This is a genomic window from Brevibacillus parabrevis, from assembly GCF_003710905.1.
Lineage (GTDB): Bacteria > Bacillota > Bacilli > Brevibacillales > Brevibacillaceae > Brevibacillus > Brevibacillus parabrevis.
The window spans coordinates 100,179-113,258 of sequence record NZ_RHHV01000016.1; the positions used below are offsets into that span (position 1 = coordinate 100,179).

At 54.1% G+C, this 13,080-nt stretch carries 12 protein-coding genes; 4 read left to right on the forward strand and 8 right to left on the reverse strand.

From position 1 onward, the window contains the following. Nucleotides 1-117: 117 nt before the first annotated feature. Nucleotides 118-1,827 (forward strand): sigma-54 interaction domain-containing protein, encoded by a 1,710-nt coding sequence (locus tag EDM60_RS22585; RefSeq protein WP_122965985.1) that lies wholly within the window; start codon nucleotides 118-120, stop codon nucleotides 1,825-1,827. 403 nt (nucleotides 1,828-2,230) lie between these two features. On the opposite strand, the gene EDM60_RS22590 is transcribed toward EDM60_RS22585, so the two are convergent. The 7 genes from EDM60_RS22590 to EDM60_RS22620 form a co-directional block, all read right to left on the reverse strand. After that, entirely contained in the window at nucleotides 2,231-2,947 is a 717-nt protein-coding gene (locus tag EDM60_RS22590; RefSeq protein ID WP_122965986.1) for an ABC transporter ATP-binding protein, read from the reverse strand. Continuing rightward, entirely contained in the window at nucleotides 2,944-3,714 is a 771-nt protein-coding gene (locus tag EDM60_RS22595) for an ABC transporter ATP-binding protein (protein ID WP_122965987.1), read from the reverse strand. The genes EDM60_RS22590 and EDM60_RS22595 overlap by 4 nt, the downstream gene beginning before the upstream one ends. Then, nucleotides 3,680-4,684, reverse strand: coding sequence for a branched-chain amino acid ABC transporter permease (locus EDM60_RS22600; protein ID WP_122965988.1), 1,005 nt, complete (start codon nucleotides 4,682-4,684; stop codon nucleotides 3,680-3,682). The genes EDM60_RS22595 and EDM60_RS22600 overlap by 35 nt, the downstream gene beginning before the upstream one ends. Before the next feature lie 3 nt (nucleotides 4,685-4,687). After that, complete coding sequence (locus tag EDM60_RS22605; RefSeq protein ID WP_122965989.1) at nucleotides 4,688-5,590, reverse strand: branched-chain amino acid ABC transporter permease; 903 nt, start codon at nucleotides 5,588-5,590, stop codon at nucleotides 4,688-4,690. A 49-nt stretch (nucleotides 5,591-5,639) separates the two neighbouring features. Continuing rightward, entirely contained in the window at nucleotides 5,640-6,779 is a 1,140-nt protein-coding gene (locus EDM60_RS22610; protein ID WP_122965990.1) for a branched-chain amino acid ABC transporter substrate-binding protein, read from the reverse strand. Between the two features lie 21 nt (nucleotides 6,780-6,800). Beyond that, on the reverse strand, nucleotides 6,801-8,465 hold the full coding sequence (locus EDM60_RS22615; protein WP_122965991.1) for a peptide ABC transporter substrate-binding protein: 1,665 nt from the start codon (nucleotides 8,463-8,465) through the stop codon (nucleotides 6,801-6,803). 283 nt (nucleotides 8,466-8,748) lie between these two features. Next, on the reverse strand, nucleotides 8,749-9,816 hold the full coding sequence (locus EDM60_RS22620; RefSeq protein WP_122965992.1) for a M24 family metallopeptidase: 1,068 nt from the start codon (nucleotides 9,814-9,816) through the stop codon (nucleotides 8,749-8,751). Between the two features lie 192 nt (nucleotides 9,817-10,008). On the opposite strand from EDM60_RS22620, the gene EDM60_RS22625 reads away from it, so the two are divergent. From EDM60_RS22625 to EDM60_RS22635, 3 genes are read left to right on the forward strand one after another with little or no spacing between them, the layout of a single operon-like run. Continuing rightward, a complete protein-coding gene (locus EDM60_RS22625; RefSeq protein WP_063227839.1) occupies nucleotides 10,009-10,281 on the forward strand; it encodes a (2Fe-2S)-binding protein in 273 nt (90 codons plus the stop codon). Continuing rightward, nucleotides 10,278-10,613 carry a (2Fe-2S)-binding protein gene (locus EDM60_RS22630; RefSeq protein ID WP_122965993.1) on the forward strand — a complete coding sequence of 112 codons (336 nt, stop codon included), beginning with the start codon at nucleotides 10,278-10,280 and terminating at the stop codon, nucleotides 10,611-10,613. The genes EDM60_RS22625 and EDM60_RS22630 overlap by 4 nt, the downstream gene beginning before the upstream one ends. Further along, on the forward strand, nucleotides 10,610-11,815 hold the full coding sequence (locus tag EDM60_RS22635; RefSeq protein ID WP_122965994.1) for an NAD(P)/FAD-dependent oxidoreductase: 1,206 nt from the start codon (nucleotides 10,610-10,612) through the stop codon (nucleotides 11,813-11,815). The genes EDM60_RS22630 and EDM60_RS22635 overlap by 4 nt, the downstream gene beginning before the upstream one ends. 321 nt (nucleotides 11,816-12,136) lie before the next feature. Here EDM60_RS22635 and EDM60_RS22640 read toward each other — a convergent pair whose 3' ends face one another. Next, on the reverse strand, nucleotides 12,137-12,958 hold the full coding sequence (locus EDM60_RS22640) for a DUF2161 domain-containing phosphodiesterase (protein ID WP_122965995.1): 822 nt from the start codon (nucleotides 12,956-12,958) through the stop codon (nucleotides 12,137-12,139). Between the last annotated feature and the right edge of the window lie 122 nt (nucleotides 12,959-13,080).

Consider the following 13,080-nt stretch of genomic DNA (forward strand, 5'->3'; position numbering starts at 1 on the left):
AAGGAGCGAACATCCGCAAAATTTTTGTCTAAATTCTTTTACAACTCAACAAGCGAATGTATAATATTCGAGAAAGTGTTTACATTTTTATACACTCTTCCAAAAGGAATGATCGGGATGAACCATAAGCTGCCTGGCATTGCCGAGCTGATCCAGACGAACATGCAGATTTACCGGGAGCAACCGCTTTCTTTGCTGCCCTCGAAAGGAACCGTACCGATTGCGTTTGCCCCGCTATCTTCCGGCTGGCACGCCTGTACGCTCGCGTCTACGGACGCCGACATTTTTGCCGACGAAAGCAAGCCGCCAGCCGCATGGGAACAGGTCGGCGTCCTGACTGTTGCTGCTCCGCTTCCTGCTGCGATCCAACTGCTCGGCACCCACAGCTATGTGCTCGTCACCGATGACCAAGGGGAACCTGTCGGATATCTCGACCGCCCGACTGTTCTCCGTGCCGTTTTTACCTCTTATGAAATTTTGGAGGCTTATTTTGAGACGATGATCCAGACGATGGACGCCTCGATCTCCGTCATCGACGAAAAAGCTCGCGTCATGGTCTGGACGGAAGGTGCGGAGCGCATTTTTTCGCTGAAGGCCAAAGACATCGTCGGGCGGCCGATCACGGACTTTTTCCCGCTCGACATGCTGGAGACGCTCAAATCGCTGCATAACGGGCAATCGCTCTACCGCCATCAGCATCAGCCGCGAGAAGACCTCGTCGTCCTCATCAATACGAAACCGATTTATTTGCACGATACAATCATCGGCGCTGTTGCCGCTGAGACCGATATTACCAGCCAGGTTCGCCTGAATCAGGAACTGTTGAAGGCGAACAAAAAAGTGAATCATTTGCAGCAGGAAATGGCGAAGCTCAGCTCCACTCCCGATCCGTTCCAGCACATCAAAGGAACCAGCCTCGCCATCCGCCAGATCAAGTCGATGATCCAAAAGCTCGGCTCGACCCAGGCGACCGTGCTGATTATCGGGGAGAGCGGCGTCGGCAAAGAGCTGTTCGCCAAGGCGGTGCACGATGTGCGCGAAGGCGCAAACGCTCCTTTTATCGCGATCAACTGCGGAGCGATCTCCCCCACCCTTTTTGAGAGCGAGCTGTTCGGCTATGAAAAGGGAGCTTTCTCCGGCGCTGATCAAAAAGGCAAAAAAGGGATGATTGAGCTGGCCCGCGGCGGAACGCTGTTTCTCGACGAAGTGGGCGAAATGCCGCTCGACATGCAAGTCAAGCTGCTCCGCGTCCTCCAGGAGAAAAAGTATTACCCTGTGGGAGGAACGAAGCAGATCGAAGCCGATTTTCGCATAGTGGCCGCCACCAACAAAAACTTGGAGGAAATGATCCGTGAAGGAAAGTTTCGCGAGGACTTGTATTATCGGCTCAATGTCGTCACCCTCGCCATCCCGCCTTTGCGGCAGCGGATCGAAGACACAGTCGAGCTGGCCCACTTTTTTCTCTACGAGTTTTCCTTGCGCTACAATCGGCCGATCCACGCCATCTCGCAAAACGTCATGCAAAATTTGCTGCAATACGACTGGCCGGGCAATATTCGCGAACTGCGCAATGCCATCGAGCGGCTGGTCGTTTTTGCTACGGACGGAACGATCCGCGAGGAAGACTTGCCGTACTCTGTGCAAAGCCAGGCCAAGCAGTTGCCCGTCGAGCTGCCGGACGACCTGTTTTCTTTGCAGGAAGAACTGGAAGCGCATGAACGGCGCGTCATCCTGCGCGCGATCGAGCTGGAAAACGGCAACAAGCAGGCCGCTGCCAAAAGACTCGGCATTTCCCGCGCGACTTTGTACAACAAGCTGAACAAATAATCCGGCGCCAAAAACGAGCCGTGCCCCACTGCAAGGGGCCGCACCGCTCTCCGCTCTCCCTGGCAACAAGCTGAACAAATAATCCAGCGCGAAAGGCGAAGCTCGCTCGCACCTCGTCTTGTGAAAATCAACCTCCCGTCTCACTTTGCCGTGTGAAACGGGAGGTTGGTTTTTGCGTTTTTGCGGCGTGGTTTGCAGCAGCGCGAATGCAAAACGGGCCTGCTTGGGCTAACGGCGCCTGCCCGCCTTTTTGCACTGAAAAAAACGGCGAAAACACCCGCGCAGCTCCCGGCAGCTTCGCCCCTCTTTGGGCGGCAACAACTCAGACAAAATGCGAATCAATTCCACGGTTGATTCCTCCTTTGTCGTTGGAGAACAGCCTTGTCCTGACTGCCTGACTGACTCACGCGCCCAGGTACGCCTTGACGATCGAATCGTCTGTGCGCAGCACGTCTGCCGTATTTTCCATCACAATGCGCCCCGTCTCCATCACATAGCCGCGATGGGCAAGCTTGAGCGCTGCCTTGGCATTTTGCTCGATCAATAAAATCGTCGTGCCTTGCCTGTTGATTTCCTTGATTATGTTCATGATCTCTTGCACAATAATCGGGGCCAGCCCCATCGACGGCTCATCCAGCATCAACAGCTTCGGTCGCGCCATCAAAGCGCGGCAGATCGCGAGCATTTGCTGCTCGCCGCCGCTCAGCGTTCCTCCCAGCTGTTGACTTCGCTCCTGCAAGCGGGGAAACAAGGCAAAAGCTTGCTCGATCCCTTCCTTGACGGCCGCCTTCTCTCGTCTCTTCGTAAATCCGCCAAGCTCCAGATTTTCGCGCACGGTCAGTCCGGCAAAGATCCGCCGCCCTTCCGGAACATGGATGACACCTGCTTCCACGATTTGATGCGGGGCGCAGCCGACCAGACTTTTGCCGGCCAAAGCAATCTCGCCGCTCGTCGGCCGGACAATCCCGGAAATCGCTTTCAGCGTGGTGCTTTTGCCCGCTCCGTTGCTGCCGAGAAGCGCGACGATCTCCCCCTGGTTCACTTGCAGGCTGATCCCTTTGAGCGCCGCGATTTTCCCGTAATGCGCCTGGAGGCTTTCAATCGTCAAAAGTGCCGTCACACTGCCTCCTCCTTCCCCAGGTACGCTTCGACCACCCGCGGGTTGTTCAGGACAGCTTCCGGAACGCCCTCCGCGATTTTTTGCCCATAATCCAGAACAACGACGTGATCCGATATTTTTTTGATCAAGCCCATGTCGTGCTCAATGATCAGGACGGTCAGCCCATACGTGTCGCGGATGCTGCGGATCAACCCGATCAACGCCTCTTTTTCCTCATAGTTCAGTCCAGCGGCAGGTTCGTCGAGAAGCAGAAGCTTCGGCTGCGTCGCCAGCGCGCGGGCAATTTCCAAATACCGCTGCGCTCCGTACGGCAAATTTTTCGCGATCCGCGCGCAATCTTGTTCCATGCCGACAAAGCGCAAGCAGTCCAGCGCCGTCTGCTCGATCAAGCGTTCCTCCTGACGCTGTGCCCGCGTATGCCACAGCGCTCCCCAGACCGCTTGCTTCGTGCGGCTGTGCATGCCTGCCTTGACATTGTCCAAAACCGTCAAGTTCGGAAACAGCCGCAAGTTTTGAAAAGTGCGCGCCAATCCAAGGCGAGTGATCTGGCTTGGCTTTTTCCCGACCAGATTTTGTCCGTCCAGCAAAATCTGCCCCGCTGTCGGTTTGTAAAAGCCCGTGATCATGTTGAAGACAGACGTTTTTCCCGCGCCATTCGGGCCGATCATGCTCGTGATCGAGCCTGCACCGATCTGGACTGTCAAGTCGTTGACAGCCACAAGGCCGCCGAATTTAAGCGTTACATTTTTCAGCGTCAACGTTGACATCGTCGTCCCCCCTTCCCGAAAGCGCTGCTTCTGTTTCCCCGCTGGCTGCTTGCCCTGCATCGTATCGGGCGGGCCACAGCCCTTGTGGACGAAACAGCATCATCGCCACCAGCGCGATCCCAAAGATCAGATAGCGCCAGTCTTCCACTGAGCGAAGCAGTTCAGGCAAGGTGATGACCAGCACAGCGCCCAGGACGACACCCGGGATGCTGCCCAAGCCTCCGAGCACGACCGCGAGCAAAATCATGATCGACTGCGTAAAGCTGAAACTGAGCGGGGCAATCGCACTCATTTTGACGGCGAACACAGAACCTGCCAAACTGCCGATGACCGCTCCGATGGAGTAAGCCAACAGCTTCATGTTGATCCGATTGATGCCCATGGCCTCGGCTGCGTCCTCATCCTCGCGAATGTACATCCACGCCCTGCCGATCCGCGACGTTCCCAGCCGCTTGACCGCGAGCACAGCCAAGATGGCAATGACGAGAATCAGATAGTAAAAATCAAGCTGTCCCGCAAGCACATAGCTCCCGATGGACGGTCGCGGAATGCCGTAAATGCCGGAAGCCGAACCTGTTATGCTCAAGTTGATCGCCAATAGACGAATGATTTCCCCGAAACCGAGTGTGACGATCGCCAAGTAATCGCTGCGCAGCCGCAGAGTCGGAGCGCCAATGATAACCCCGACGACAGCAGCAAGCGCAATCGACACGGGCAAAGTCAGCCAAAACGACCAGCCGTAAACCGTCATCAAGATTCCCGTCGTATAAGCTCCAACAGCGAAAAACGCCGCGTAGCCGAGGTCAAGCAGGCCGGCAAAGCCGACGACCACATTCAGCCCCTGAGCCAAAACGATGTAAAACAAGGCGAGTGTCGCCACATCGAGCCAGTAATTATTGGCGAGAAACGGCAGGATGGCGGCGACAAGCAGCAACAGGACGACAGGCAGCTTTTTGCGATATCCGTTCATCGGCTACATCCTCTCTGTCACTTTCTCGCCCATGATGCCCGTCGGCTTGAGCACCAGGATCAAGATCAGGAGCGAAAAGGCGACGACATCTTTCCACGATCCACCGAATACAAAAGTGCCCGCCGTCTCCATCAAGCCAAGCAAAAGCCCGCCGAGCATCGCTCCCGGAATGCTGCCGATCCCGCCAAGCACAGCGGCTGTAAACGCTTTAAGCCCGATGATAAAGCCCATCATGAAATTGACGGTTCCGTAATAAGCGCCAGCCATCGTCCCTGCCCCCGCCGCCAGTGAAGCTCCGATAAAAAAAGTAAGTCCGATGACTTTGTGCACGTTAATGCCCATCAGCTGACACGCCGTCTGATCGTGCGCGATGGCCCGCATCGCTTTTCCGTAAAGCGTCCGGTTGATGAACAGATGCAGCCCGAGCATCAGCAATGCCGAGATGAGCACAAGCCCGATCTGGGTATACGTGATCGTAGCCCCGAACAGGTTGATTCCGGCGTGCGACAGTTGCAACGGATACACCTGATACTGTGCGCCCCAGGCGATCATCGCGCCATTTTCCAGAAAAAGGGATACGCCAATTGCGGTAATCAGGATCGACAGTCTGGGAGCAAGGAGCAGCGGACGGTAAGCAATCCGCTCAATCCCCATCCCGGCAATGCCGACAATCACCATCGTCAACAGCAGTACGACGAGTATCCCGAACAGCCCCATGCCGGAATCGCCGCCGCCAATCATGCTGAGCAAGCTGTAGCCGACGAATGCGCCGAGCATGTACAAGTCGCCATGAGCAAAATTGAGCAGCTTGATGATGCCAAAAACCATCGTGTAGCCGAGAGCGATCAAACTGTAAAACGCGCCGATGACCAAACCGTCTGCCAGCGTTTGGACCAGAATCTCCATTCCATCACCACCCCTTTGCCTGAATGACCTCTTCCTTGCTCTGGCGGCCCTATTTCGCCAATATGAATTTGCCACCTGTCACTTTGAGCACAGCAAAGTTGGAAGTATCGAGCGTGTTTTGCGCGTTGAAAGAGATCGTTTGACCGAGAGCTTGGAAGTCTTTCGTTTCCTTGAGCGCCTTCTTGATCGCATCGCGCTCTGTCGAGTTGGCCCGTTTCAAGGCATCTGCCAGCAAATTAACCGCGTTGTAGCTGAGCGCAGAGAACGGCCCAGGAGCAAGGTTGTTGTACGTTTGCTTGTATTCGGTGGTGAAGGCTTCTGCGCCCTCGATAAATTCAGCAGTCGGCGTAGCCGTAATCAACAGCCCCTCTGCGTTGTCCGCTCCGGCGATTTTGATGACGTCCTCGCTGAACGATCCGTCGCCTACGAGGAACAGGCCCGGTACTGCTTTTTGCTTGAACTGTTTGACCAACAGCCCGCCAGCCGCATAGTAGCCGGTAAAATAGGTGGCGTCTGGCTGCAAACCTTTCAGCTTGGTGACGAGCGCGCTGAAATCTTTTTCTTCGGGATTGATCGCTTCATAGGCGATGACGGTGCCGCCGCTCTTTTCCACGGCAGCTTTGGCGAAGTCGGCGAGGTCTTTGGCATAAGCGGAGTTGTCGTGAATGAGAGCGACTTTTTTGGCCTGGTTGGCTGCCATGTAATCTGCTGCGGTTTGGGCTTGGTCTGGGGTTAGGCCATTGATCAAAAACAGGGTGTCATAACCTTGGGCTGGCAATTTTGCCGAGTTGGCTGCCGGGACGATCATCGGGATATTCGCATTTTTGAACACACCGGAAGAAGGAAGCGTAGCACCGGAGCAGTAGCCGCCCACGACTGCGACTACATTTTGCGAGACAAGCTTGTTCGCTGCGGTCGTTGCCATTTGCGGATCGCATCCGTCATCCGCGACTTCGATTTTCAGCTTTTTTCCAAGCACGCCGCCGCTGTCATTCACTTTTTTCACAGCCATTTCGATGGCGTTTTGCATGTCTTTCCCATCTGTTGCGTTGTTTCCCGTCACTGGCAAAAGCACGCCGACCAGGATTTCATTGGCGTCCGCTGCACCTTGGCCCTGGTTCGCACATCCCGCAACGGCGAGCGACAGACTAAGCAACGCTGCAACCACTACACTGCCCCATTTTTTCATAGACCTTCCCCCATTCACTTGTTATTCGATCGACGTCCATTTCCAGTCGATTGCGCCCAATCCGTCCTGGAAGACTCCTTTTACCTTGTCGTTTTTCACCCATGTATGCGTGTAAAAGTAGATCGGCATGATCGGCATTTCATCCATCATGATTTGCTCGGCTTCCCGCAAAATCGCCTTGCGTTTGTCCGGATCACCCTCTGTCGCAGACTGGTTCAGCAATTCCTTGAATTTCGGATTTTCCCAGCGCGTGTCGTTGTTTCCGCCGTCCTTTTCCTTGAACAGCTCCAGGAAGTTGATCGGATCGTTGAAATCGCCGGACCAGCCAAGGCGCCCTACTTGATAGTTTCCTTCGTGCATCGTTTCCAGGTAGACTTTCCACTCCTGGTTTTCCAGCTTCACTTCCACACCGAGATTTTTGCGCCATTGATCCTGAATGGCCTCGGCGATTTTTTTGTGACCTTCGGACGTGTTGTAAACGAGTGTTACAGGTGGGAGCTTGGACAGGCCCTGTTCTTTCATGCCCTCTTCGAGCAGCTTTTTCGCTGTCTCCAGATCGTTGTCTTTGAAGTATCCATCCGGGTTGAGGGCCATCGTTGGCGGAACGGCCCCCATGGCTGGCTGCTGGTTGGCCTGGAGAACGTTGTCGATGAGAATTTGGCGGTTGATCGCATAGGCGAACGCTTTGCGGATTTTCACGTTATGAAAAGGAGGTTGCTCTGTATTGAACTTGTACCAGTACGTCGCGCCGACTGGTTTTACTTGCAGCTTGCCGCTGTCTTTCAAGGCTGGCATGGCATCGGTCGGCAAAGAGCTAAGCGGAGCGCCTGCCCAGTCAATTTCGCCGTTCTCGAACATGGACAGCTCCGTATTCTCGTCCTCTACCATGGAAAACTCGATTTTGTCGAGCTTGACGCTGTCTTTGTCCCAATAGTTCTCGTTTTTGACCATGACCATCTTGCTCTTGTGCTCCCATGTTTCCATCTTGAACGGGCCGTTTCCGACATGCGTCTTGGCATCGCCTGCCCAGGTCGCCGATGATTCAATCACTTTTTTATTTACCGGGAAATAAGTTTGGAAGGCGGTCAGCTCCAGGAAAAACGGCGTCGGATTGGCAAGCTCCACTTGCAATGTCTTGTCATCAAGCGCTTTGACCCCGACTTCGTCCAGGCTGCCATTGCCTTTGTTCGCTTTTTCCGCGTTTTTGATGTAGTACAGCTGGTAGGCGTAATTCGAAGCTGTCTTGGGGTCGAGGGCACGTTTCCAGGCGTAGACGAAGTCATGGGCGGTTACGGGATCGCCGTTGCTCCATTTCGAGTCGCGCAGCTTGAATGTATACGTTTTCAAATCAGGAGATACTTCGATTTTTTCTGCTACTGCCTCCTCTGGCTTTCCGGAAGGCCCGATGCGGGTCAGCCCGTCAAAGAGCGCCTTCACGATTGCGGCTGATGTCGTATCCTCAGCCAGTCCCGGATCGCCTGTCGGCGGCTCGGAGTGCAAATTCCAGCGCAAGACTTGCGCCTCTTTCGGCTTTTCCGCTGGTGCAGGCTGCGCATTGCCTTGTGCTTGTCCAGATTGTGCTGGCTGGCTCGTCGGCTGGGCGGCTTGCTGCCCTCCCCCGCAACCTGCGAGTGCTACCCCCAGTACCGCGATACTGCTGACTAATGCAAACATGCTTTTTTTCACGCGATCAACCCCTCTTCTTATGAACTGTTGCAAATTTTGCAAAATACTGAAAATGCAACATGTGTGCCAAATGGAAATATGCAGGGATTTTTGACACACGGGTGAATAGTGTATAAACATTTGTACACATGGACAGATGCGCTGTTTCATTTGTTAGACACTGTTTTCTGGAATATGGCTTGGGGCAGATTTGCATAGGAAAAGACCCTCGACTTTTCGCTACAGTCGAGGGTCCTGGCTTTTGGCTTTTGGCTTTTGGCTTTTGGCTTTTGGCTTTTGGCTTTTACAAAATAATGAGTTCGCGCGGGGAATGCGTCAATACATCGTTGCCTGTATCGGTGACAACAAGGTCATCCTCGATTCGGACTCCGCCAAGCCCCGGAATATAAATACCTGGCTCGACAGTCAAAACCATGCCCGCCGCAAGAATCGCTTCGCAACGTGTCGACATGAACGGCTCCTCATGAATGTCCAGCCCTACGCCATGACCCATGCCGTGACCAAACCGTTCGCCGTATCCGTGTTGCGCGATGTAGTCGCGAGCGAGCGCATCTGCCGCTTTTCCAGACAGCCCGGGGCGAATCCCCGCTACCGCACGATTTCGCGCTTCGAGAACGATGCCGTATATTTCTTGAAGCTGTTCATGCGGCTGTCCGACGGCAACTGTACGGGTAATGTCGGAGCGATAGCCTTGGTACAGAGCGCCAAAGTCCATGGTCACCATATCGCCGCTCTCGATCTTTTTGTCGCTCGCCACCCCGTGCGGCAGAGCAGAGCGATGACCGGAGGCGATAATGATGTCAAAAGCAGAGCCTGACGCTCCTTGTTTGCGCATGAACATTTCCAGCTCATTAGACACATCCAGCTCTGTAATGCCTGGGCGCAAGAACGTCAAGATGTGAGCAAAAGCCGCATCCGCTATCTGTGCGGCTGTCTTGATCTTGTCCAGCTCGTCTGCGCTCTTGATCATGCGCAGCCCCTCGACTACGCCAGCAACCGGCAGCAAACGTGCTTGAATCGCATCCGCATACTTTTGATGCAAAGCATACGTCACGTTTTCTGATTCAAAACCGAGGGTCTGGATGCCCATTTCCTCTGCCTGGCGAGCGACTTCGCTGTAAACGGATTCTTTTGTCGGCAAAAATACAATCTCAAAATCGACAGCCTGGGCTTTGGCCTGCTCCGTATAACGGAAGTCAGTGAACAGCTTTGCCTCGTTCCGCGATACAAGCACCACTCCGTATGTACCTGTAAACCCGGTCAAATAGCGGCGGTTTTGCCCGTTTGTAACGAGCATTCCATCCATTCCCAAAGCATCGAATTGTGTGCGCAGACGTGTCAATTTGTCCATGTGGTCATCCCTCTTCGCTTCTGTGATTTTCGTTCTTTTTCTATAAGCTCTATAAGCAATCCTCGTGCCAAGCTTCCTTGCCCATTTGCGCTTTCTGCGGGGGTTTGTCTGTTGTTTTTATTGTAACACTCGCTGCTTCTGGCACGACACTTGCATTTTGCTATCTGACAACAACGAAGGGAGGCTTTTTGCATGGACGCACAGCAGGTGATCATTTGTCGCTGCGAGGAAGTATCTCTGGAAGAGCTGCTGAGCACTGCCCGCGAGTACCAGTGCACCGCTCGCGAATTGAAGCTGCGGACCAGAGCTGGCATGGGCTGCTGCGGTGGCAGAACGTGCCGGATTTTGATCGAGCAAATCGTTGAACAAGCAACAGGCCAAGTGCCTACGCATACAGTTTCGCTTGGATATCAGCCGCCTGTACGGCCCATTTCGTTTCAAACGCTTGGAGGAAAAAGCTCATGAGTCAACGCATCTTCCATCATCCTGTGCTTGGTTCTATGGAAGAAAGAACCGCTCTCCAGTTTCAGTTCAACGGCGCTGTTTATACCGCTTACGAAGGGGAAACCATTGCCGGCGCGCTTTTGGCTGCTGGCGTGCGCACGCTTCGGGTTCATGAAGAAACAGGGGCTCCGCGGGGCATTTACTGTAACATTGGCCATTGCTACGAATGCCGTGTGCATGTGGACGGCATCCCGACTGTGCGAGCGTGTATGACTCTTGTTACAGAAGGAATGTGCGTAACAGCAGGCTCCGTTCTGCCGACTCCGCTGAAAAAAGGAGGGCACGCAAAATGAACGATGTTCTGGTCATCGGAGCTGGCCCTGCTGGCTTATCTGCTGCCATTGCCGCCGCCCGGCAAGGATTGTCTGTGAAAATCGTCGATGAGTTTTATCGGCCGGGCGGCAGACTGCTCGGACAGTTGCACGAAGAACCGGACGGGGTATGGTGGAACGGCTTGGCTGAAGCCGCCCGCCTGGATCAGGAAGCCAGAGCACTTGGGGTCAACATCTCCTGTGGTGTTTCGGTGTACGATATTGCCCGCTGCGACGACCGCTGGCGGATTTCCACGACAGAAGGCGAGTGGGAGTCTTCGCTGCTGCTGATTGCTACCGGGGCGTCCGAAGCTGCGGTTCCCGTTCCCGGCTGGACATTGCCCGGTGTGATGTCGATTGGAGCCGCACAAGTTATGACAAATGTGCAGCGTGTTCGCGTAGGCAAAAAAGGCGTGGTGATCGGCGTCAATATTTTGTCTGTCGCGATTGCCAGAGAGTTGCAGCTGGCTGGCGTGCATGTCGAGCAGTTGATTTTGCCTCCCCTGTCTGAGGTGAGCGGAAAGGCAGGACGGCCCCATGAAATTATGCGCTCGTTGCTGCGGGTCGCCCATCTCGCCCCCTCGCCTGTCATTCGCCTCGGAAGCAAGCTGATGGGCAGCGCGTGGATGCAGCGGTTGGCGGTTGCTTTTTTTCCGTCCAAAGGTGTGCGCATGTGGGATATGCCGATCCATTTGCGCACAGCCGCATTGGAGATCGTCGGAACTTCACAGGTGGAGGGAGTCAGGACTGCCCGCGTCACGCCGGAAGGATTGCCGATTCCCGGGACAGAACAACTCATTCCGGCTGACTTTGTTTGCATTGCGGGCGGGTTGAGTCCACTCGCAGAGCTGGCGGCCATTGCCGGATGTCCTTTTGCCTATGTTCCCGCCCTCGGAGGACACGTCCCTTTGCACGATGAATACATGAAAACGCCTTTGCCGGGACTGTACGTTGCAGGCAATATTACGGGAATCGAAAGCGCCAGGGTTGCGATGAGCCAAGGGACGGTCGCGGGTCTGAGCATGGCGCAAGCATCCGGATTGCTTGCAGATGATTCATTACTGTCGCAAGCGCAGCTCCAGGTCAAACGCGTGCGGCAAAACGCAACGATCCAGTTTCACCCCGATATTGCGGCTGGGCGAGAGCTTGTCGGGCAAATGGCCGCTGCGTGGACAGCCAGATAAGGGGCTTTTTAGGTAGAGAGGCATGTCTGGGGCTTCCTGATAAGCGGGCTTTTCAGGCAGATTGACCGTTGCGGCGGTATCCCGATAGTGACTTTTCAGATAGAGGGACACTGTCTGGGGCTTCCTGATAAGCGGGCTTTTCAGGCAGATTGACCGTTACGGCGGTATCCCGATAGTGACTTTTCAGATAGAGGGACACTGTCTGGGGCTTCCTGATAAGCGAGTTTTTCAAGCAGATAACCATTGCAGCGGTATCCAGATAAGTGGTTTTTCAGATTTTTTCAACGAAAACGAGCAGATGGTTTCCTCCTGGTTCGGGAATCAATCTGCTCCTTCTGTGTTGTTCAGCGTATTTATACTGTTCGTAGTATTCGCAGCATGTCCGGGCGGAATTGCTTCTCCAGCGATGTCGGAAATCGCGCCTTCTGCTACGCTTATGTAATGAGCAACAAGCTCCGGGTAATCAGCCAGCTCCTTTTCTCCCGAAGCGGTTAGCGCGTACACCCCTCGCTTGACTCTCGTGAACCAGCCGTAAAAATTTTTGCTGAGAATCGAAGCGGTCTTCTCCTGCGCCCCTTTTTCCTTTAACGCCTTTGGCGATAACGGGCCAAAATGCTGAAGCAGGGCGGCGATCTGGATGCAGCCTTGCTTGTACGCTGTCATGATCTTCGTCTGATTGCTGCCGCCTACATTGTAATCTCCGTACCTGCCGCGCATTTCTTTGATGATTCGCTCTCGTTTCTTCTTGTTAAACTTTTGGCTTTTGCCCCGGTCAAATGGTGCCGGAGAAATGCTCAGCTCCATAGTCGCGCCTTTTTTCGGAAACGACACAATGATCAAGCCCAGTTCCAGCCTTCTGATGAGATATACGACGTCTTGCCACTTTTTTGAATACATTTTGTATTTCGGCTTGGGAATCGCGACGTACACATGATCGGTATATCTTTGGCGCTTGGCTGCCTGAATCAGCAAGTCGACACTGAGATTGCGCTTGAACTCGACAATGATCAGCTCGTCTTCCTTGATGGCCGTCAAATCGCAATGATTGACCTCTCCAAATACTTCATACCCTCTGCCGACAAAATAGTCACGAATAGGGGCGTACATATCCACTTCATACGGTTTGGCTGATTTTGGCTTCATGCGTTTCTCCTTTCTTGCATCAATCGTCTCATTATTTGACGCTGAAAATGCAAAAAAAGCCACGCAATGGGGCTTGCACGGCTTTTCACGGAATTGTTTCGTTCATTCCCTGAAAACTGAAT

Excerpts from the sequence above, each read along its gene's own strand:
- EDM60_RS22635 (WP_122965994.1), top strand. The coding sequence starts at position 10,610 with ATGAACGATGTTCTGGTCATCGGAGCTGGCCCTGCTGGCTTATCTGCT.
- EDM60_RS22630 (WP_122965993.1), top strand. The coding sequence starts at position 10,278 with ATGAGTCAACGCATCTTCCATCATCCTGTGCTTGGTTCTATGGAAGAA.
- EDM60_RS22620 (WP_122965992.1), bottom strand. The coding sequence starts at position 9,816 with ATGGACAAATTGACACGTCTGCGCACACAATTCGATGCTTTGGGAATG.
- EDM60_RS22625 (WP_063227839.1), top strand. The coding sequence starts at position 10,009 with ATGGACGCACAGCAGGTGATCATTTGTCGCTGCGAGGAAGTATCTCTG.
- EDM60_RS22610 (WP_122965990.1), bottom strand. The coding sequence starts at position 6,779 with ATGAAAAAATGGGGCAGTGTAGTGGTTGCAGCGTTGCTTAGTCTGTCG.
- EDM60_RS22605 (WP_122965989.1), bottom strand. The coding sequence starts at position 5,590 with ATGGAGATTCTGGTCCAAACGCTGGCAGACGGTTTGGTCATCGGCGCG.
- EDM60_RS22595 (WP_122965987.1), bottom strand. The coding sequence starts at position 3,714 with ATGTCAACGTTGACGCTGAAAAATGTAACGCTTAAATTCGGCGGCCTT.
- EDM60_RS22640 (WP_122965995.1), bottom strand. The coding sequence starts at position 12,958 with ATGAAGCCAAAATCAGCCAAACCGTATGAAGTGGATATGTACGCCCCT.
- EDM60_RS22600 (WP_122965988.1), bottom strand. The coding sequence starts at position 4,684 with ATGAACGGATATCGCAAAAAGCTGCCTGTCGTCCTGTTGCTGCTTGTC.
- EDM60_RS22585 (WP_122965985.1), top strand. The coding sequence starts at position 118 with ATGAACCATAAGCTGCCTGGCATTGCCGAGCTGATCCAGACGAACATG.